The 22,247-nt window shown below is 46.9% G+C and carries 14 protein-coding genes and 1 pseudogene; 5 read left to right on the top strand and 10 right to left on the bottom strand.

The window, feature by feature from the left end; translation table 11 throughout:
• Positions 1-5: 5 nt before the first annotated feature.
• Together I3X05_RS12525 and I3X05_RS12530 are read right to left on the bottom strand one after the other, a co-directional pair.
• On the bottom strand, positions 6-1,364 hold the full coding sequence (locus I3X05_RS12525) for a DUF1552 domain-containing protein (protein ID WP_193157828.1): 1,359 nt from the start codon (positions 1,362-1,364) through the stop codon (positions 6-8).
• On the bottom strand, positions 1,364-6,940 hold the full coding sequence (locus tag I3X05_RS12530; protein ID WP_337970755.1) for an Ig-like domain-containing protein: 5,577 nt from the start codon (positions 6,938-6,940) through the stop codon (positions 1,364-1,366). Before I3X05_RS12530 ends, I3X05_RS12525 begins: the two co-directional genes overlap by 1 nt.
• Before the next feature lie 558 nt (positions 6,941-7,498).
• Between I3X05_RS12530 and I3X05_RS12535 the strand changes: the two genes are divergently transcribed.
• The 3 genes from I3X05_RS12535 (at position 7,499) to I3X05_RS12545 (ending at position 10,138) form a co-directional block, all read left to right on the top strand.
• On the top strand, positions 7,499-9,400 hold the full coding sequence (locus I3X05_RS12535; RefSeq protein ID WP_045570247.1) for an immunoglobulin-like domain-containing protein: 1,902 nt from the start codon (positions 7,499-7,501) through the stop codon (positions 9,398-9,400).
• 313 nt (positions 9,401-9,713) lie between these two features.
• Positions 9,714-9,932 (top strand): hypothetical protein, encoded by a 219-nt coding sequence (locus I3X05_RS12540; protein WP_193157825.1) that lies wholly within the window; start codon positions 9,714-9,716, stop codon positions 9,930-9,932.
• Complete coding sequence (locus I3X05_RS12545) at positions 9,908-10,138, top strand: hypothetical protein (protein ID WP_193167486.1); 231 nt, start codon at positions 9,908-9,910, stop codon at positions 10,136-10,138. The genes I3X05_RS12540 and I3X05_RS12545 overlap by 25 nt, the downstream gene beginning before the upstream one ends.
• A gap of 169 nt (positions 10,139-10,307) precedes the next feature.
• On the opposite strand, the gene I3X05_RS12550 is transcribed toward I3X05_RS12545, so the two are convergent.
• The 3 genes from I3X05_RS12550 to I3X05_RS12560 form a co-directional block, all read right to left on the bottom strand.
• Positions 10,308-11,435: an ISAs1 family transposase gene (locus I3X05_RS12550; protein WP_337970756.1), complete on the bottom strand. Its 1,128-nt coding sequence runs from the start codon at positions 11,433-11,435 to the stop codon at positions 10,308-10,310.
• Between the two features lie 132 nt (positions 11,436-11,567).
• Positions 11,568-12,104: a Dabb family protein gene (locus I3X05_RS12555; protein ID WP_193158289.1), complete on the bottom strand. Its 537-nt coding sequence runs from the start codon at positions 12,102-12,104 to the stop codon at positions 11,568-11,570.
• 306 nt (positions 12,105-12,410) lie between these two features.
• A complete protein-coding gene (locus tag I3X05_RS12560; protein WP_319024136.1) occupies positions 12,411-12,548 on the bottom strand; it encodes a carbohydrate-binding protein in 138 nt (45 codons plus the stop codon).
• A gap of 124 nt (positions 12,549-12,672) precedes the next feature.
• Between I3X05_RS12560 and I3X05_RS12565 the strand changes: the two genes are divergently transcribed.
• Complete coding sequence (locus I3X05_RS12565; RefSeq protein WP_337970757.1) at positions 12,673-13,800, top strand: ISAs1 family transposase; 1,128 nt, start codon at positions 12,673-12,675, stop codon at positions 13,798-13,800.
• A gap of 280 nt (positions 13,801-14,080) precedes the next feature.
• On the opposite strand, the gene I3X05_RS12570 is transcribed toward I3X05_RS12565, so the two are convergent.
• From I3X05_RS12570 to I3X05_RS12585, 4 genes are all read right to left on the bottom strand, one after another.
• Complete coding sequence (locus I3X05_RS12570) at positions 14,081-15,211, bottom strand: RHS repeat-associated core domain-containing protein (protein WP_193158120.1); 1,131 nt, start codon at positions 15,209-15,211, stop codon at positions 14,081-14,083.
• The gene (locus tag I3X05_RS12575) at positions 15,201-18,893 is read right to left on the bottom strand and encodes an RHS repeat domain-containing protein (protein WP_337970758.1); all 3,693 of its coding nucleotides are present in this window, start codon (positions 18,891-18,893) and stop codon (positions 15,201-15,203) included. The genes I3X05_RS12570 and I3X05_RS12575 overlap by 11 nt, the downstream gene beginning before the upstream one ends.
• A gap of 70 nt (positions 18,894-18,963) precedes the next feature.
• Entirely contained in the window at positions 18,964-20,079 is a 1,116-nt protein-coding gene (locus tag I3X05_RS12580; RefSeq protein WP_045570253.1) for a hypothetical protein, read from the bottom strand.
• Positions 20,080-20,448: 369 nt separating this feature from the next.
• Positions 20,449-20,862: an FHA domain-containing protein gene (locus I3X05_RS12585; protein ID WP_337971193.1), complete on the bottom strand. Its 414-nt coding sequence runs from the start codon at positions 20,860-20,862 to the stop codon at positions 20,449-20,451.
• 552 nt (positions 20,863-21,414) lie between these two features.
• Here I3X05_RS12585 and I3X05_RS23800 point away from each other — a divergent pair.
• Positions 21,415-21,558, top strand: a pseudogene (locus I3X05_RS23800) (DUF4277 domain-containing protein); the annotation flags it as partial.
• A gap of 10 nt (positions 21,559-21,568) precedes the next feature.
• Here the strand turns inward: I3X05_RS23800 and I3X05_RS23805 are convergent.
• On the bottom strand, positions 21,569-22,237 hold the full coding sequence (locus I3X05_RS23805) for an IS4 family transposase (RefSeq protein ID WP_082069658.1): 669 nt from the start codon (positions 22,235-22,237) through the stop codon (positions 21,569-21,571).
• Positions 22,238-22,247 lie beyond the last annotated feature (10 nt).

Genomic DNA, 22,247 nt, shown 5'->3' on the forward strand with positions numbered 1-22,247 from the left:
CGACATTAACTGACGTTGTGGAAAATATTCGGCACCACGTTGGTATTACCGCTATAAGGCACACGCGTGCCCATCGCTTCTGCAATCGTCGCCCAGATTCGTTGCTGGTCAACCTGACCACCCGCCGCCCAGTGGCTTCTGTCGGCATGCTGCTGAATGTTGTAATAACGTCCAGAGCCTGTGCCATGGTTGAGCAGCCCAGATGCGCCACCCACTAAGAGCATTGGCTGGTTATACTGATGCTCAGGCGCGCCATCAGACATTTCCGAAGTCACCACCACTAAGGTGTGTGCCAGCAAAGAATCAGAAGGCACATCTGGGTCTGAGTGACGAGCAAGCTCATCCAAAAACAGTTTTGCCTGACGCGCATACCACTTGCGGCTGGCTTTCCACTCTTGCTGACTCTTGTAGCGATGCGCTAAGTCATGCGGGTTGGCATTGAGACTAGCGTCTTTGATCACCACTTGGTCGGCCGAACGCCCTACTTGAATGGTTGCCACTCGTGATATACCGCAGCTCAAGGCGGTAGCCACCACTTGATGGTGGCTCGATTGCACCTGATTGCGAAAATCTGCCGACATGATCGGATTCTCGTCCGGTTTCACCGGACTACATTCCGCACTGATCGGCACTGTAGCATCCATATCGCTTACCACTTGCTCCATTGAATCTAAATGGGTGTCTAGCTTTTGACGTTCGCGCCCAGACAGCGAAGAGCGCAAATTCTGGATATCGTCGTTGATCGGGTCGAACAAGTGCGTACCGTTGTTATTCACTGGCGTACTGGCTTTAGCACCGCTGTAATCGGTGCCAAAAATATTTTCGAACAGCAGACGCGGGTTGCCTTGCGGGGTGCGCTTATTCTTGCCATCCCATGAGACATACCAGTTGACGCTGTCAGTGGCGTGGGGACCAGCAAAAATCGCTCGCTGCGAAGGGTCAGTACCCGGCATCACTTGACCAAGCAAGACATCAATCGAACTGTGGCTTTTGTTTCTATCACGAAGCACTTCTGCCCAGCCGCCATGGCCAGCATTGCCCCCACCAAGAATAATCCCTTGCAGGTAAAGCGACTGCGCTTTGTACGCTTCCAGCTCTTTGCTCACTTCGTTTAAGCTAAAATCGCCCGTGTCGATCGCCCCTGCGGTCTGGGTACTCGGAAACCACAGCCCCTTGTTGTGTTGCCCGGTAAAACTGTCCGTGCCCAAGCCATCAGGAATGACGAAAAAGACCACTTTCGTTTTTGCCTGCCCCGTCGTGCCTGCATGGGCGATACGGCTTAAACCCGGTAGAGAAAGTGGAGCAAGCACACTTGCCCCTGCGGCCGCTTGTAGAAAACGTCGACGGCTTTTTAGAAAAGACATTAGTTACTCTCCTTTTTAAATTTAAACATTTGCGAGGTCGCGAGGACTTCAAGCATTTCACGTACAGAGCCCGTTTTTTCTAGTTGGGCAGTCATCTCTTGTACCCCGGCTAGCGAGTCTTCATCCACTTTTTGTCCCATCGCATAGCGGAAATAGCTGTCTGCCAAGCATTGCAGCACGGTGGCGTTGGTTGGGAAGTGGGCGGAAATATCCCGCGCGTTGTTAAACTCCAACCACACTTGCGAACCTGTGTTGTCGACCAGTGGACCTGAGGCATCAATCGCCAGTGTCACGCTCGGGTCGTTGTACGCTTGTTCTTGCACTCGCCATTGCCCAGTCTGGCTGTAGTTTTCCAGCGATGCTCCAGTGTCATTCATGAACTGGTGACATTGCCAACATTGACCATCGGACGCTTGCTCGCCGTTGATCGTGTCCCAACGCTCACGGGTAGTGATTGGCGTATCAGGCAGTTCAATCGAATCCGGATCCACATTCACTGGTACCCCAATGGTACGACACAGCAGATTCTGGCGAATCATCAGGCCACGTTTGACCAGCGAGGTTGCGGCATAATCTGAGTTCACCACTTGGGTTAAACCTTGATGCAACAAACCGCCGCGCTGACCGTTATCAACCGTCACTTTCTGGAACTCATCGCCTGTCACACCGGCAATACCGTAGTGCTGGGCCAGCGTGCCATTGACAAAAGTAAAGTTCGGATTGAACAATTCTTCAACTGTACCTTGTCCCTCAGTTAGGAAGTGGCGAATAAACTCCACCTGTTCTTGCACCATAGCTTCGACTACTTCGCTGGAAAGGCCCGGTTTTTCTGGCAACTCTTGCACTTGCGTATGCACATAATAGCCTATGAAATCGGTAAAGCGTTCAATCCCACGAGCGCTCTGCAGCATGTCGGCGACTTCATTGACGATCTGTTCATCAGTCGCCAGCTCACCACGCTGCGCTTTAGCCAGAAGCGAGGCACTTGGTGTGGTACCCAGGAAGCTGTATGAGAGCGCCGCCGCAACCTCATACTGAGAGAGCTCATACACGCCCGCTTGGTCCGTCACCTTACCCAGCTCAGAGCGGTAGAGATAATTGGGCGACAGCAGCATTGAGGCCACCAAGTCACGCACACCGTACTGATTCAAGAAGCCAGTAAATCGGCTCAGTTCATCAGCATTCAGTGGGCGACGGTAAATCTTAAGCCCCATATCGGCGACAAATTGACCTTTATCCACGTTGTCGCCATAGCCAATATTCTCGAGATTCAACGCTTGAGAAATCTCAACAGCCATGGAGTGATACAGCTTCATGTCATCTGCCAGAACCACACCTTGCTCCGACTGGCCGGCAAACTTAAACTCACGCTCGTACTTGTCTTTCGGCAACTTGTTTTTGTCGACCGTCAGGCCAAACAAATCTTTGATACTGTTGGCGTACTCGTAGCTGGTCAGCAATCTGATTTGGCGTTCCCCAAATGCTTCCTCTACGTTCAGATACTTATCCCACACTTCATCAAACAGATAGTCAGCAATAGATTTTGCACAAGTGACATCGCAATGCTCAGCAACCTTCATGTTTAAAATCTGCTCAACTAAGAGATCGTAACCACTGTCATTCCACTTGTTTGCAATAGCCGGATCATCAAAGTAATCAGATGAATGGCACGCGAAACATTGCCCCATCAAATCGCCGCCATTCTCGAAACCGATATACACCACGTTTAAAGTATGCTCTAGGCTTGATTCATTGACTTCCACGATTTGCATTGCAGGTTGCGGGTAGTGATTGTCCAGATACGGGAACCGGACCTCGTATTTTCCGTAACCCAATGTCTCTTCGACTTGGCTTCCCCAAGCTACTTCACGCTCAAATGTTTGTTTACTGGCTACGTCTTCGATGGTCAGCACTAAGCTATCTTCACTTTCCCCAGTAGGTTTAGCGGGAGCGACAAACTTCACCACACCTTGCAGATCCTTTGGTTTTTCAACGTACTTGAGTGTAATGCTTTCACTCGGATGTTGATCTGAGATGTTGATGTCAAAGAGACGCTGCTCTGGAATGTAGTCGCCCACGTCATTTAAACGCACTTTATACTCGCCATTCTCTAGACCATCGATGTTCATCTCTGGTGCCCCCCAAGCGACATGGAATTTACTCTCATGGCCATTAGGGTGGATCAAGGCGCCGCTGACCAACTGGTCGCTGACACTTTCATCTGGTGCAGGTGTGCTGGTCAAGGTCACTTGCTTGAGGTTGGCACCGCTTGGGTCATACGACACGCGATAGAGTACATTGGCTTTGTCATCGGAAACCAGCAACGAGCCATCTTGCAGCTCTAAAAACTCCGCCGGACGACCAATACAAGCGTCAGTTAAACAGGCATAAGACTCCACTGCCGCGCGATCACGCATCCAGCCCGTCACCAGAGGACGTTCATGAATCACTTTATCGCCGTTTTCAATCGTCAACATGCGCAGTTCCAGCCCCGGATGCTCAACCTTACTGTTACCATGGGTAACGTAGAGTAGATTTTGTACCTTGTCTGATGGCGAATACGCTGGCCAAAACTTCACCCCAAGTGGCGCGCTGTAGGTAAAGATCTCGAACTCTGCACCAGCAAAATCCGTCGGTTTGACTGCGTCGTAGTCAACTTGCGGCAAAATCGCTTTTGGCGGAATGATTGGGCGACTGCCTAACAACATCTCTTGCCAATTAGCCATTTCCTTATCGGTTAAACCGCGCGTATCCTTACCAAAGAAGATTGGCGCGCCGAAGTTCTGCTGGCCTGGGTTTGAAATACGGTTGATCTCATCCGGGTTATCGAACTGCTGGCGGTTGTTGTCACTAAACCAGATCTCGCCTGTCTGCGGATGCCAGTCAAATCCGACTGAGTTACGAATACCGTTAGCCAGAATATCGTAGTCGCCCGTTGCCAGATCCAGCGCCAAAATGGTGCCATACAACTCCTCTTCCGGCGTAGTACAAATGTTACAAGGCAGGCCGATGGCGGTGTACAGTTTGTCATCGCTCGGGTCCAGTGGATTAAACTTAATCGGGTGCTTTTGGTGCTGCATGCGAGTCCACCATTGCTCATGGGGGATCGGCGTTTTAGTTCCGTCTGCTGGGTAGGTAAAGATCTTCTCTGCTACCGGACGCGACTTGAAGTTTTCATTAATGTTTTCAATCTTGTACAGCGCACCCACTGTGCTGTAGTACAAAGTGCCATCGCGGTAAGCAACGCCATGTGGTTCTTCGCCTTCAGCAACAATATACGTTCCAATTGGCTGTTTAGTTTGCGGATCTAGTTGAATCGCATAAACAGAACCCGCTAATGGTTCGCTATCTAGCATAATGGCCGATGAACCAACGAAAATCATGTTGTCGCCTAATGCTAGAGCACGTGGTTGATAAATTCCTTCTAGGAATGTATCTACTTGCACGCCACCTAACGGGAACAGTGCCTCAGTTGCAATCGGCGCACGATATAAGGCATTCACCTCTTTTTGTTGATTCTCTTGTTGTTTGCTAAAATCAACCACCCAAGGTGAGAAACGTGCTACGTAGCCGCTGAAGCCATCAAGATTCAGTTGATATTGGCACGCTTCCAGTTCATCGACGTGCACGGTTTCGCCCCAAGTGCCTTGAAACAGCTTGGTTGAACCATCCGTTGGACAATATAGCGAGCCCGTCAGGGTCTGATTCGCCAGCTCCGCAGGTGGGTTGAGCAGATCCTTATGGTCGAAGTTCGGGAACTGAATCGTCAAACGATTGCCAACAAAGGCTTTTTCAACCTGTAACGAGACTGTTTCTGAACGGGTCTGCGCGCCCTGATCATCGGTAGCCACTGCAAACACGCTATACTCCCCTTCTTCTAGACCGGAGTGGCCTAACGCGAAAGGAGCCTGAGTTACCGCGCCTTGCAATACACTTTCAAGGTAGTACTCCACCTGAGTCACCGAACCATCTTCGTCGCTTACCTCCGCGGTAAACGCAAATTCGTTACCAGCAATAACTTCAGGCAGTGTCAAACGGATGGTCGGCGGCAGATTCGGCTGCACATCACACGCGTTTTCCAGTTTCCAGGCATCTTTCCAATAATCGTTGCCATACCAGTCGACTCCAGGGGCATACGCCTCTTGGCCACACCAGCCAAACTGCTGACACACGTAGGTCGCACCATTGTTGCTCACTCTATCGCCCGCTTTGTACTGCACACCGTTTTGGTATAGGGGAGCATCACAATCAGCCGCGCCGCCAGATTCACCTTGCGACAAACTGTTAGCGGTAATGTTGATCACAGACGAGCGAGTAGTGTGCCCAGCTTGATCGAGCGCTTCAGCAACAACTTGTGTGGTTCCTTGCTGTGCCAGAATATTGACCTGGTAAGGCGCGCTCGCTTGGGTAGTCAGGAGTTGACCATTGGTGTAAAAACGCACCGCTTTCAAATCGCCATCTTGATCAGACGCTTGCGCTTGAAACAGCACCGATTCCCCTTGCAAAGTAGTCACATCCTTATTCGGCGAGACAATCGCCACCACTGGTGGATGCGTTTCTACCGCAGGTTCAACCACTTTAAGCTGCTGTGGCTGTGCTTCGGCGCGATTACCTTTGGCATCCACGGCAACCACATGAAAGGAATAGAGCCCCTCATTGGCCGGAGTAAACTGGAAGTTAAACGGTGCCTGCGTCTTACTGGCGAGCTTTTGCCCATCGACATAAAACTCAACCATAGATAAGTCACCATCGCTGTCTGTCGCAGTGGCAGTAACATGCAAAGTGTCACCTAAAGTCAACTCGCTTGCGCCAGTTGGTTGAGTGATGTTCACTTGCGGCGCATTGCCCTTGTCGGCTTGAACCGTGACAGTACGACTGACACTCTTAGTCACATTACCCTTTTTATCATACGCTTGTGCGTAGACTGCGTGATTCCCCACCGCCAAGTCGAGCGCATTAAAGGCATACGGCGCAGTTTTGTCGTCAGAGACCACGCGCCCCGCGATATAGAATTTTACTCCGGCCAAATCGCCATCTTGGTCTGCGGCGGAGGCGGCCATCGATAGAGGCTGCCCTTGCACAATCGCGAGGCTTGTACTTGGCTTGGTCAGTGTCACCGTCGGTGGATGACTTGGCTCTTCTACGCTGCCGCCTTCACCGGCAAAAGTGAACGAGTTTTCCACCATGGCTTCCTCTAAAACACCGCCATAACCAAACGTCATGGTGATGCTCTTGCCAGGTTGTAGCAGCAACGTCGAGCCGTTATAGGCATTAAAAACGAGGGTGTTTTTGTACTGACTGCCCTCTTTTACCGCCGATTTCAGGCGTAAGTCGGCGCCTTGAACTCCCCAAGGCGCACTGTAAAGGCCGATCGGCGTGCTGAAGCTAAGTTCTTGGTTATGCAGTTCAATGGCTTTACTCCCGTTGTTTTTCAGTGAAATTTGGTAACTGTTCCAGGTTTGGGAAACATTGTTCGGTGATATTAGGTCTGCAATCATATTATTCGGCAGCATTTGCGCCGAGTAAGCATTGGTTGCTAAAAAAACAGAACCTAAAAACATTGTTGTTCTGTACATACTTTCTCTGTTATTTAAAAAATAAATTATTAATATTCAATGCTCGATCAAATATAAAAATACGATGTGCTAGTGAATAGCTATTGGTTCTTAATAAAAAATCCAAATAAGCGTTCCTCTCTAGAAATTAGATTAATCACAAGTAAAGAAGGCAATTCTTTAGCAGAATAAATCTGTCGATTAAAACTCCTCTCATCGCTTCTTACACCTTGTCGGTAGGACTATAACGTCACTATAATGAATGAATACGAGGGAAGTAACAAAACGCAATCCGGGGGATTATCCCCCACCAGCGCTCACCAAGCCTCGCCAATACTGGTTTAAAGCTTAATAATCAAAGACATCGAGCAACCAAAACCATACAATCAAAGAATACATTGGCCCTAAACAGGGTGTTGCGGGGAAAACCCCCGCATATCGTTTTTTAGATTAAACCAATAACCGATATAGTTTGCGTCCATTATTCATCACGCAGGTAGGAAATCATTTTCCCTATCGCGTATATATCGGCATCCCTTATCAAGTTTGGGATTAAAACTGTAATAAATAAGAGTACGTATGAACTTAAATAAACTATCAGCAATTATTGGATTGGGTCTCGCCTCTTTCTCAACCTTTTCTTCTGCTAATGAAATGGTCAACCCTGAAAATAACGTGGTTGTCGGTTATTGGCATAACTGGTGTGATGGCGGCGGCTATCAAGGGGGCAATGCGCCTTGCGTTAGCCTTGAAGAGGTCAATCCTATGTACAACGTCGTCAATGTCTCCTTTATGAAGGTATACAACACCGCTGATGGCCGCATTCCCACATTCCACCTCGACCCCGCGACTGGGTTGACGGAACAGACGTTTATCCAGCAGATAGAAGATCTGAATAAACAAGGCCGGTCAGTGCTGTTAGCACTTGGCGGTGCCGATGCGCATGTTGAACTGCGCACTGGTGATGAGCACGCCTTTGCCAACGAGATCATTCGCTTGACCGATCACTATGGCTTTGACGGCTTAGACATTGACCTTGAGCAGTCGGCCGTCACCGCGGCTGACAACCAAACCGTGATTCCAGCGGCACTGCGCATTGTCAAAGATCACTACCGCGCGCAAGGCAAAAATTTTCTTATCACCATGGCACCGGAGTTTCCCTACCTGACTCAAGGTGGAAAATACGTACCGTATATCGATAATCTGGAAGGGTATTACGATTGGATCAACCCACAGTTTTACAACCAAGGTGGTGATGGCATTTGGGTCGATGGTGTTGGTTGGATCGCACAAAATAACGATGCACTGAAACAGGAGTTCATTTATTACATTTCCGATTCGTTGTCGAACGGCACGCGCGGTTTCCATAAGATTCCACACAACAAACTGGTGTTTGGTATTCCTTCGAGCATTGATGCCGCTGCCACAGGTTATGTGAAAGAGCCGCAAGATCTGTACCGTGCTTTTGAGCAGCTTGCTTCTCAAGGTCAACCGTTACGTGGTGTGATGACTTGGTCGGTCAACTGGGATATGGGCACCAATGCCGCAGGCCAAGCTTATAATGAACAATTCATTAAGGATTACGGTTCATTCGTTCATGGTCAAACACCGCCTGTAGCCAGCGGCGAGCCCGTGTTAAGTGGCGTCAATGATACGAGAGTTTTGCACAACTCCCACTTCAACCCAATGGCTGGTGTCAGTGCAACCGACCAAGAAGATGGCGATTTGACCAACCACATCCACGTTGAAGGGCACGTAGACACTCGCGCGGTCGGCAGCTATGCGCTGACCTACCATGTTGCTGACAGCGATGGCAACAACATCTCAGAGGTACGTTCAGTTGAGGTCTACAGTGCTAAGCCCGTACTCCAAGGGGTTAATAATAGCAAGATCACGCTCGATAGCCCCTTCGATGTAATGGCCGGAGTAAGCGCCTATGATGAAGAAGACGGCAATTTAACCGATAGCATCGAAGTCACGGGGTATGTCGATAGCGGCGTGGCGGGTGAGTACCAATTAACCTACCGAGTCACCGATAGCGCGCACCAAACCACCACGGCCAAACGCGATATTACGGTCCTTGCTGGCGATACAGACGAAACCTGTGAAAGCAATTGGAATGCTGCGACCACTTACGTCGAAGGCGATCGCGTGAGCCATGATGGCCAAACCTGGAGAGCGGGTTGGTGGACTCGCGGCGAAGAACCGGGCACCACTGGCGAGTATGGCGTGTGGCGCACCGCGTCCGATGCGGGCGACTGTGGTGGTTCAAGCGGCGGTGTAGATAACGGAGACAGTGGCGACAACGGCAGCAGCGAACCCGGCGAGGTGATTGAGTGGATTCCTGGACAAACGCAAGTCAATAACGGTGATACCGTCATCTACGGCGGCGAATGCTTTGTGGCGAAAAACAACCCAGGTGTGTGGGAGACGCCATCAACCAGCGCCACCTGGTTCTGGGATCAAGTTCCTTGTCCCTAAGCGTTTGGGCTCAATCAACATTGCAATAAAATAATCAATTGAAAAAGATAAAACCACCGCTTCGATGCGGTGGTTTTTTTATTAGAGGGCATGGTGGAAGTTCATGGCTTACTATTACTCAGCTACTCACTATTACTCAGCTACTCAGCGAGTTCTGCGTCGTTAACAGCTGTTGCCTTGACACCGCAAGGTACGTTTTCTCCACTAGTAGAACAAGTCACTTCATCAGCCGGACAGTGTTCCATCTCACCCATTTCTATAAAATATACGCTTTCACCTTTGTGTTGACTATGAGGAGTTTTGGCATGCAGATATGAATGCATTCGAATGGAAAATCAATTGGCTAAAATCGGGCGCGTACTCACTGGTTACTGATGGCCAAGGCTCACCAGAGCACGCTATCGTGAAAGAGGCACCAAGCTATGCACAAAGTTCAATCCAGCCGAAGAAGCTACTCATTGCACCAACCATTAATGTCGGCTTTGAAGTAGGGCAACCGGCTCGCTTGTGCTACAACATGAATCACTGGTAGAGATTCTCAACCACGTGGCCAAAGGAGGCAAAACAGGCATGATCATGTGGGATCTGTTTAAAGATGCACGCTTTGATCAAGACAACTGGCAAACGAGTTGGGCAACCCCTCAAGAGGTTCTCAAGCGCTCTTGCGAAATCATGGAGCTAAGTGGAGATGGGTATGATTGCGATACGCAGATTTTAACACCGCCGCTGCAACACTAATCAATTATTAGCTATCTATCTGCTGTACGAAAAGTACTCTACGAAAAATGTCTTAGGTCAAAGTGCCTAAGACATTTTTATTTCAGACATTCAATTTCACGCCCATCCTTTTCAGCTTGGCTCTGCTTCAACTAAAAAGGGGTTCAAACCAGGGCGTCCGCATGAATGGTTAGAATTTAGTCATTGACTTAAATCCAGCAACTAAGACTTGCTCCAAGAAGCCGGGGTTCATCATGCAACGTTTCTGCTTCATTGGCACACTAATTTTGCTTGGCTCAGCTCTTAGCATGTTAAGTGCCATGTGTCTTAAACCTGCCAAATTTTCAGCCGCGTTTTGTCGGTAAATCTGACAAGCGTCTTCTCGCATGCTCACATCTAAAATCCAGTGCATTGACTCTATGCCCCAGTGGGCTCGAATGGCATTTCCTGCCTGCTCCGCGGTCAGGTCTGCTGAACTTATGTAGTAGCGGTACTCCAACTTTGGCGCTTTACCTTTGGCTACTCGGTAATTTTCAACCATGACAATACTGGTGAGTCCGCTCCACGTTGAGAAGTCACCCTCTAACTCACTAGCCTTGAGTACATGGCAAGTACGTGCTTCAACGCGGCCTTTTTGTTTCTCGATTTGATAGGTGGTTTTGTCAATTGGGGCATGGCGGTGTGGGGCGAAGGCTGTCTGTATGGCTGCCGACAACTTGCCTTGATTCCCCTTTACTGCCAACAAGTAATCACCGCCCTTGCTAGTGATCGCCTTGGCAATCTTGGTCTGGCAGGCCATCGCATCAATCGTCACGATAGCTCCTCGCAAGTCGAGCATCTTAATAAGCTCTGGAATCGCGGTAATTTCATTGCTTTTATTGTTGGTTTTGAGTTGACCCAGTACCATTTGGTTAGCACTTGCATAGGCGCTCACCATATGGATGGTGCTTTGCCTGTCGTCTCTATCGTAGGAGCCGCGCAAAGTCTTGCCATCAATGGCAACCACCTCACCAAACGTCATGGTATGTACCGCATTCATCCAACCCAGGAAGCAGTCGCGAAACTCGGCAGGATCAATATTTGCAATCAAACGAGCAAAGGTATCGTCGACAGGCACACCGTTTTCAAACAGCCCCTGTTTAAGAAACCACTCATGGTGGCCAAGAACATATTCACGAATGTCCGTCCAGCCTTGACCTCCGGCTATCACGGCACAGATAGACCCAAACAAAATATCAAACAGAGGATAATCAACTTTTGCACTTTGCCGTTTGTCACGGATGATACTGAAATGCGCTTTGATGGTATTAATATTCATGGTCGCTCCCCAAAAGAAGAGCATAAGATCACAGACCGTGCTTCAGGTCAAATTTAACCTTGCGTTGTACAAGAAATGTTCATGATCTTGCCCTGGGGTTCAAACTAAAAAGGGTTTCAAACTAAAAGGAGCTTAGTCAACACTGGTTAGCTGGTAGTCAAACACCAACACACCAACATTGTCACTACCGTCCGGGTTTTTCTTTACTTTGAGAAAAGGCCCGACAAACTCCTTAAATGCCTGATGCATAGGGTCGTAGAATTTAGGGTCACTAATCGCAGGCTGACCAACGTAGTAATTCAAATCCCCTTGAGATAAAAAACTCACAATAAATGAGACATCGTACCCTTTTCCTACTCCTTCCCGACTAATATTACCATGTCCAACTTCGATGTTATGAATATATAGTTTTCCATAACGAGTACTATTACGCAACTCTAAAAATCGATGGATAATCTCTTCTCGCTGTGATTCGGTCACACTATCTTTTAGATCAAAAAAAACCACATGCCGAGTTAGCGCTGTTTTGTATTCAGGATCCGTTGTTTCCGCATACTTTTCTTTCTCAATCATTTGCGGATGGCTGGAAAATTCCGCATCATTATTGACATCTATTATATGAGCAGAAACACTAAACGGCAGAATTAGTGCCAGCAATAGATATTTCATATTCACCTCAATATATTTAAAAAATAACAAATAGCACCCGTAATTATTATATTAACTGAAATCAGTCAAGATAATACAGTAGAGGCAAAGTTTCGGATTATCCAGATAAGAATAAAATCAACTTGAACAATATCAATAAACACGCTCTGTTCCACTCGAGAATGAAACCGTTGGCACGATAAATGACTTGTCTTCAATGAAACAGCGCGCTCAATGAGAATATTGATTCTGTCTATGAAAAAATATTGTCCATATCCACCAGTCGACTGGCGGATATGGGCCTGACTTTAATATACCATCATGAACTTAGTGACATGCGGCTGGGCCGATATTTACCCATACCGAATCGCTACCAGGCTCATTACCTTGGGTCCACCATTTGGCTTGATAAACGAAACTGTTATGGCTAACCGTTTCGTTGGTATAAGTTTCGTTGGTATAAATAGTTGAGGCATCCCAAGCCGGATACTGCTCAGGGCAAGATCATGAACATTTCTTGTACAACGCAAGGTTAAATTTGACCTGAAGCACGGTCTGTGATCTTATGCTCTTCTTTTGGGGAGCGACCATGAATATTAATACCATCAAAGCGCATTTCAGTATCATCCGTGACAAACGGCAAAGTGCAAAAGTTGATTATCCTCTGTTTGATATTTTGTTTGGGTCTATCTGTGCCGTGATAGCCGGAGGTCAAGGCTGGACTGACATTCGTGAATATGTTCTTGGCCACCATGAGTGGTTTCTTAAACAGGGGCTGTTTGAAAACGGTGTGCCTGTCGACGATACCTTTGCTCGTTTGATTGCAAATATTGATCCTGCCGAGTTTCGCGACTGCTTCCTGGGTTGGATGAATGCGGTACATACCATGACGTTTGGTGAGGTGGTTGCCATCGATGGCAAGACTTTGCGCGGCTCCTACGATAGAGACGACAGGCAAAGCACCATCCATATGGTGAGCGCCTATGCAAGTGCTAACCAAATGGTACTGGGTCAACTCAAAACCAACAATAAAAGCAATGAAATTACCGCGATTCCAGAGCTTATTAAGATGCTCGACTTGCGAGGAGCTATCGTGACGATTGATGCGATGGCCTGCCAGACCAAGATTGCCAAGGCGATCACTAGCAAGGGCGGTGATTACTTGTTGGCAGTAAAGGGGAATCAAGGCAAGTTGTCGGCAGCCATACAGACAGCCTTCGCCCCACACCGCCGTGCCCCAATTGACAAAACCACCTATCAAATCGAGAAACAAAAAGGCCGCGTTGAAGCACGTACTTGCCATGTACTCAAGGCTAGTGAGTTAGAGGGTGACTTCTCAACGTGGAGCGGACTCACCAGTATTGTCATGGTTGAAAATTACCGAGTAGCCAAAGGTAAAGCGCCAAAGTTGGAGTACCGCTACTACATAAGTTCAGCAGACCTGACCGCGGAGCAGGCAGGAAATGCCATTCGAGCCCACTGGGGCATAGAGTCAATGCACTGGATTTTAGATGTGAGCATGCGAGAAGACGCTTGTCAGATTTACCGACAAAACGCGGCTGAAAATTTGGCAGGTTTAAGACACATGGCACTTAACATGCTAAGAGCTGAGCCAAGCAAAATTAGTGTGCCAATGAAGCAGAAACGTTGCATGATGAACCCCAGCTTCTTGGAGCAAGTCTTAGTCGCTGGATTTAAGTCAATGACTAAATTCTAACCATTCATGCGGACGCCCTGGGATACTGCTCTGCGTTGGCATCGGTCGTGCTGCATTCATTGCCGCCTTCCTCCCCACCGCCACTTTGCATGCTCATCACTAAAACCTCAACAACATCATAAACTTGTGCTTAACCAAGTATGTATCTGGATCAAGCGGGTCGCAATATTACTATGGAAGAGTGTACATAAACTCAATACCTGTAGACTCTCCTTTCAGATAAGTGCCGCTCACGTTAAGTGAACGGCAACGGCATAGCTTTTTTATATTGATCGTAACATTACGAGAGTGGCAACTGACGTATCATTCTTTGTACATCATTACCGTATTTGACGCGCTGGCGAGTTTCTTCCAGAGAATACAGCTGGGTTTTTCTCGCTTCAGGATTTGCACTTCTTCCTTCCGTCACCATACTCTCAGCTGATGACTTTCCGCTATCTAATCTTCCCGGGATAGTTTTGACTACTGACCAACCGAGACTGCCGATAGAACCAGCGGTCATGATGCCTTGGTAGATGGTGTAGCCACGAGCGCCTACTTTCACTTGGCCAAGCAGGATCTTAGTAAAACCACCGTGAATCGGAGGAGGCGTATAAGTCATGGTTTTGCCACCTTGTACCATCTTGGTTACAATAACCTGACCTTCTGAACTACCGATCCTCATTGCTGGGTTTGTTTTGCGTGCCCATTCAAGGTTGTGCTCACCGGATGGACGAATTTTGTTCCACAGTCGAGAACCAAGCCCCGGTTGAGTGACATCTTCTAAAGCCCCGCCAGCTCGTACCCAACGTAAGTTTTGTACCGATTTGAAAGCCGAATAGCCGCCACTGACCACGCCAATAATGTCAAAAGGAATGGTGGCGATATCCAGTTTACGTGAGATGTCTCCATCATCAATGATGCCCGACGCAAGCTGGAGCGCACCACTGGTCATGCCTGCGATGCCGCCGATGATACCAGCAGCAAGAACCAAGCTTGAGCCTCCGGTTGGCGCCGCAAGTGCAATCCCGACAATTCCCGCAATAATACCGAGCGCACCAAACAAGATCTTACTGATGTTCAAGTGGCCACTAGGGTCAATAAAGTTGATTGGGTCGTGGTGACAGTAAACGTAAGCGTTGTGCACGCCTTCGCTAAATGGCGCCAGACTGTCTGTGGCGTTAAAGCGCATCAACTTCGGCTGGTAGACACGATAACCTTGACCTAGGTGATAACCCTCAAGTACCGGATCCAACCATTCGCCGTTAAAGCCTAAGTGTGAAGGGGAGACCGTCATCGATTGTGCCATTGCAAGGCGCACAGAAGTTGGCAGTAATGAAATGCCGCCAGCCACTGCACTGGTTTGGCCGATTTTAATCAGAAACTCACGTCGATTAAGCGGAGTAATGAATACAGAATCTTTATTGCTCATTGGTATTTCCCACCTGTTCGCGTTGTCCATATGGAGAGTAGCGGTACATCGAGCCAGTTTGACCAGCTTTGTTGGAAGCGATGACAGAACCGTTTTGATCGGTTGCTAGCATAGAGACAACAGAACCTTGCTCTGACCATTTCGGCACGCCATCATCGTAGATGTAGTGAGTGACGCTGCCATTTTCTTCGATAGACGCGATGTCACTCCACAAGTACTCAAATTGACGACTTTCGGAGCCAGAATGTTGTCTGATTAGGCGATCATTGCTGTCGTATGAGTATTGCCATTCTGTATTGCCGGACAGCACGCTAGTGAGTTTGTCGAAGTGGTCGTAACGAAGCTCTCGACCTTCGGCATCCTGAATCATGTTTCCGTTCTGGTCATATTTCAGTACGGTTTGACTAGGAAGCTGAGGGTGCGTGTGAGTGATGCGTGTTAACTGAGTTGGATCATCCGCTTCGTAGTAGTAATTCGCGAAGTCTTGAGACTCGTTGGTTACGCAGTGTTGAGTCAACATATTGCCTAAGTCATCGTGGCTCCATTCAAGGAATACGATAGGTTTCCCCCATTCGCTGAGTGGGCCGTTGCCTAAGAAATCGACACGCCTTAATTGCGAGAGTGAATCATAGGTGTACGTCTCCGTTACCTTGCCCAACTCCGCGCATTCTTTTTCGCGAGAGCGAAGCAAACCAAGTTCGTTGTAGGCTTGAGACTGCTCAAAGATATAAACGTCGTTGAGTGCCACCGCGCGGTTTACTTCGCGGCTGTATTCATCCCATTCAATTTCGGTGGTTTGTGTGTGATTCCCGGATGTCAAACGCTCTAATGTGATGCGATCAAACTGATCGTATTCGTATTCGACAGTGGCGTTGTCCGTACTTAATTTGACCAGTCGGCCAAGCTCATCGTAACCAAACTGACGGCTATCACGCGCACCTTGAATTGATGCAATCACGCCGCCTTTTGAGTAAGTGTACTGGCGGATATTTCCGTCATGCAGCTCAAACTCAGGTAGGCCGGTCGAGGAATACGTGATCGTGCTACGACTGCCGTTGTTATCTTGGCTGCCAGTTGGTAAGCCAGAAACGGGATCGTATTGGTATGTCGTTAACTGATCGCCGGATTCTTTCTCGTTGAGAACACCCAATTGATCATCACGAGTAAAGCGTCTTGTTGGCGCAGACAAGCTGGTTTCAGTTGCTGGAATATTACTGCTGTCTACGTACGTCCACGCTAAAGAAGCTTGATTGCTAGCCCCTCGACGAAGCTCAAGAGGTCGTCCCAACCCGTCGACGTCGCGCTGACCAACGATCTGCGAACCGATCTCTAGTTTCGTGACTTGCGTTTGATCAGTATGTGCTGCGTAGGTGATTTGCTGAGCCACATTGTTAGCTTGAGTAATATGAATCGCGCGATCAAATTTGTCGTATTTATAGCTTTTCGATTGACTCGCAGGATCGGTTTCTTTTTTTAGGCGGCCCCAAGCGTCGTATTCATAATGCCAAACACGATCACCCTGTTGCTTCCTGTCTTCTAATCCCCAGTTGTTTAAATGGCTAACTGTTAACGCTAATCCCTCAATACCGTGTGTTTTTTGGCGGCTTGCGAGGTTGTTAAACGCAATGTGACGATTGCCATTCGGCAGCGTAGTGGCTTTAACCTGACCCCAATCGTCGTATTCATAACTTTCGGTTTGGGTGACAGAAATTGAGCGTGCATTTTTATCGGGAAGATCATCAAATGAGCTCTTGCTTTCTAAGCGGCCGAGCGCGTCGTACTCTTTTTTCCAAATGGTTGTGTTGCCTAGTTTCGCTTCTAACTCTCGGCCTTGGCCATCCCAACTCTGTTCGCATAGGTTGCCTTTACAGTCCGTCAACACCAAGGTTTGTCTAGCTTGGGTTGTGTCGACAAGGTATTGGTATGAGCGTGCCGCACTGCCATCAATACGTTCGGTTTTAGTACGACGTAGCGAGTCATATTCAAAGCTACAGCGAACACCATCTGCGTCCACGTGATGAGCGATTTCGCCGATATCAAAATAATGGCCGACAACGACGTTAGTTTTGGTGTTGTCGTGGCACACCAGTTCTTCATGTTCCTCGACCGTCTCATTGCTTAAGGTGTACTGATAGTTTGATGTCTTTGAAAAGGTACCTTCTGCATGCATGAGATCGTTCTTAATTGAAGCTAAACGGCCTAAAGAAAACGCCTCGCTTTTATCCTCGTGGTAGCTGTAATAGCTTTGGTAGCGGTCATGAGCATTTTCCAAGCGTAGCACGACATCCTTTTGGTTGTTGAAACCAGTGGTTTCACCGTACTCATAGGAGATCTTACGTTCTTCAGAGCCATTAGTTAGGGTGCGAGACTTCACAAAGTTCACCATGCCAGAAGGTGAAGCAGGACAGCCAGATTCACCTTTTGACGAGTAATATTCATAGTACTCTGTGATGTTGTTTTCATCTTTAAAAGACAACATGTTACCGTATTGATCGTATTCCCAATGACGAGTTTGCAGATGACTATCTTCACCCGATGACCAAGTCTGATCTTCTTTGTTGATTAAGGCATACTGAGCAGGCTGGTTGGCAAAACTCTCATTGTTACGCGCTGGATAGCCAAGCGTATTGAGGTGAACAAGTTTATTGTTTACCAAACGTGCTTCTTCAACCAGCAAGTGGAATTGGTTGTAGGTTTGAATGGTCTTAATCGTACCGCCTTCCACTTTTTGTACTCGGTATGTGTATTCGAACCCACGTTCAAGAAGGTTATCGATGCCTTCACCTAAACTACCGCCCGGAACGTTGTAACCCATAAAGTTGCGGCTATCGGAATTTACGCTGTCATATTCCGTCGTAATGATGGGAGAGTTTCGAGTCAGTACATGATGAGAAGTCACCGCTGGGAGATAAGTGTTGGTGTTGACTCTTATCCCATTTGCTTCATAAGCAAGTTGCTCAAGCATCCCACAAGGGTGGGTGACACTCTGAATCAGGTTATAAGCCCCAATCGTTTTGTAGCCAAAGTCATAGCTACCTGCATCTTCAGATAGGTTACATTGGACAAGGTTATTATTGTTTAAGATAAGGCTGAAATACGCTTCGTGTGCACTGCCAATGTTGGTGAAAATATTCACTCTGCCCGGATTCGCGTGGACGATAAGCAAGAGTGGTTGGCTCTCGGATGTGCGGTCATCCCAGACTTTGTTCAGACGTTTTTCTGAGCCAATGTTTAACCAAGAAAAATGCAAAGCATGGCCATCACTTTGAATGATTTTAATTAGGTTACCGTGATCATCTAAGATGTCTTTACGACCATTTCGATAAGCAATTGCATAACCGCTGGCATCGCCTTTTACGGAGAAATCGAGCAGCTTTTTGTAGCGGAGAGCAAGTTTGTAGTTTGCACCTAATTCAGCTCGGTAAAACTGCCCATTCGCAAGATGCAGTTGCTTATTTTTTAGATCGTATCTTGGAATGTTTAGCTTCCAACCTTTGCCGAAGCCTAGGTTATCTGTCGAGTAGGGAGAAAATTGCAGAGCGATCTCAAGGTTAGGGCCTTTTAGCCAGTTGCCGACTAAGGAACCTAGAAGAATTTGATAGGAGTAGCTTCTTGTTCTTTGGTCTACGCCCCCTGAACAAAAACTATCAAAGTTAAACGCATTTGAAGTCCAATTAGACATAGTGTCTCCTTTAAATAAAGCGAAAGTTAGCCCAACGAGTGTGGGCTAACGTTTTTCTAAGGCCGAGAAATTATTGGTTAACTAGGTTCCATTTGGTGTAGTCCCACTTCTGACCACCGCCGCTAAATTGGCTTTGAGGGTAAGTCAGTTTAAGACGCGCTTTGTTTCCGTACTGGTCATAAGCGGTGAAGCGGTACTCGTTTTGAGAGTCATTAATTGAAGTGTTGCCAGAGAAAAGCAGCTGACTTAGTGTCACAGAACGCAGCTTTTGGTTAACGCGCCACGTTGCTGTGCGACCTTGGCCAGCAGCGCTGTTCCATACGTATTCGTCTGAAACCGTGCGCTCTCGGCCTGGCTCAAAGATGTAGCCTTTTACTGAGCGGACTCCGTTTGGACAATTGCTGTAACAGCCAAGCCATTCGTCTCGTAAAAAGACCTTGTCGTTGTTCGACTCTTCCCAGTTATCCATGGCAACTTTGGTCATGGTGATGGAAGTGTCTGTTGGTGTGATGTAGAAGTTACGAACTTCTGCCTTTTCAAAGTAGAAGCCGTCACCGTCGTCTTTCCAAACTCTTTCACCTGTACCAATGTCGGCAAACTCAGAAGCGCTGTACTCTTTAGGTTGCACACCTTGGTAGAGAGCACTTTCATCGTATGGGTAAGCACAGCTGTCGTAAACGTTGCCATCCTCGAACTGGATTTGTGCACAAACTTGGCGGTATTGAGCCGTTTCGTTGCCATATACCCAAGCTGTCAGCTTGTTAGATGCCGTTGAAAGAACGCGTGAGTTAGGAAGGCTTTCAGCACTGCGATACACGCCGCTGATTTGGTGTGCGTAGTCATTCTCGTTGTATGTGTAGCCCCAACAATCTCGGCCATAGCTACAGTCTTTGTCTCTGCCTAGTTGGACATCATTGCTCTTTAGGTAAAACGAAATCGAATTCTTTACTTCGTCGTTGCTTACCGTCACCGGCTGACCGTATCGGTCAGCGAAAGCAACCGTGACATTCAGCTTTGATTGCATTTTCCCATTCGCATAAAAAGGCATCGGGGCACCAAGGCTTTCATTGTGATCAGCTGAGAGCATGATCGATAAAACCTCATAATCGCTATTGATTGCTGAAAATGTTGATGTTGAAAGCAAGGTTAACGGTAGCGTGAGTAAGTGCTTTTTTAAATGATTCATTATTATTTCCTTATGGATGGTGAATATATATTTTTATATCTAAAGAACTGAACTTTTATATTTAAATTGAGATTGTTTTTAATGCCTATCCTGGTTGCTAAACTCATAAACTCTTCTTTAAACTGTAATTCCTCCATTATGATGAATATTTCACTGTCACTTTATTCAAGTGAATTATAATACATTCACATAAGCTAATGGCTAATGTGGTTTTTTCTAACTCTTATCATATTCATAATTCGTGCTTAAGACATTGTATGATTGGAATTCAATGTCCGCCGAGTTTATAATGAGTGGCGACTTTTCTGTAATTACTCGCGGTAATTTCTGATAAAATCCAACACCTACCTTTCGCATTAACTATTGGCATCACTTATGTTCATACAGGAAACGTATTTCGGAGTTTGATATTTTCTGCGCAATATCTATCTGTTCACTTGCGTATGAATAATAAGTACTAGTTATATATGAACAATTAAAAACACCTAGAAAGTAAGAACAGGAGGGGGACGGCCGTTCATCGATGGCGGTTTCTTTCCAAATATCCTGCAGTGAAACTTCAATTTCGTAATCGCCAAAATTAATTGTGTCTTTATCTTTTAAAGCGATATCTATTCTATTTTCCACATGACTTACTGAGCTGTTAATAAATAAACCATTAATTGATAGATATCTTAATAAAAAGTCATTTCCAAAATTTGATATCTCACCATGCACGACTGAAATAATGCGTTCAGGATCGGGAAGAACCCAGTAACAAGAATCAGCACGACCAAATTTAATTGAGCAATGTTCCTCTGCAGAAGATAAAGTAAAAACTCTGTAGCTCTGGTGTGAACTTGTGAAAACTAGTAATGGAAAGCACTACGCCCATATCAACCTCTAGCCATTGTCTATTTTATACTTTTTTAATTTCCAAGCATCACGCGCAAAATACAGTGACTCTGTGGCATTATTGACATACAAATCAACAGTTCGGAAACCATTCTTAATATTTACAAATAATTAATTTTTAATTCAATTCAAAGTTTCCACATAAAACAAAATCTAGAACCCAGATCAAATTTTTAATATTTTGCATTTTGTTAATAGTTAATTTGCCGTTAATTGTATCGAACTTTAGTTCATCACACTTATATTTATTCGAAGTTTGTGGATATAGTAATGACCATTTTTAGCTAAGAGTCTAATCAACATAAATGATCCGTCATTCCGCAGCTAATTCCAGAATTCAAATAGTGTGATCTAGCGAACATTTGTTAATAAAAACGACGACACCATCTTGACCACGATCGACAGTTTTGATTTATTGCTGTTATTTGACGCTCTCAAAATATGTCTACTAAGCCTGTTATTAAACGCTTAGATCACCTTGGTCTCATTGCCGCCTTTTGTCACGAAATTGGCCTGCTACGGATGATAGATGCCGTTATCCCAAAATATTCTGACCACAATGTTTCTCATGGTGACGCGGTACTGAGGGATCCCCTCATAAATCACCCAGCGCATAACCATATTGGTGAAGTTGCCGTGTGAGCTCTGCCCCTGCATATAGTCGTTCTAACGTTGTGATTTCGTAGTTTGACCTTCGTAGAACTTCCATACCCAAGCGAACGGTTGATAATACATTCCTTGTTCGCACGGTATTCGCCTGGAAGTGCCTGTCCCAGCCTTGCTTTTGAGCATGCAAACCCGCTAGCCAAAACATGAGTTGTAACATGAGTGCGATCAGTAAAATAATGTCGAAGCGCTCTGGGCTGTTAGTTCGGCTTTGTCTTAGACCTAGCCCGTAAACTGGACTCTTTAAGTCACGGAAGGTTTCTTCAATTTGCATGCGTTTAGCATAAAGATTGACCAGTTGCTTTGGTGTCCGGGTTGATGGGGGGAAGGTCCGTCGCAAGCACCCAAGGCTCCTTGGTCGCGGCAGAGTATATTTTCGGTGATGGATGGTGGCAGTTAGTTCGTGTCGAGCGTTGGTTTTTTCTGCCTTTAGGTAACGACTTATAGAGTGCCATGTGGCAATGGATTGGATTGGATTGCTCTTAGTGAGTTTTTTGTCGCCTAAAGTTTTAGGTCTACTGGATGCCTGAGCATGCAACTCACTGATTGAAATCCAGTTTTCAGAGCCCAGTTCAGCAAACTGAACCTTGCCACGTATTCGACTTAAC

The sequence above is a fragment of the Vibrio navarrensis genome (genome assembly GCF_015767675.1).
Lineage (GTDB): Bacteria > Pseudomonadota > Gammaproteobacteria > Enterobacterales > Vibrionaceae > Vibrio.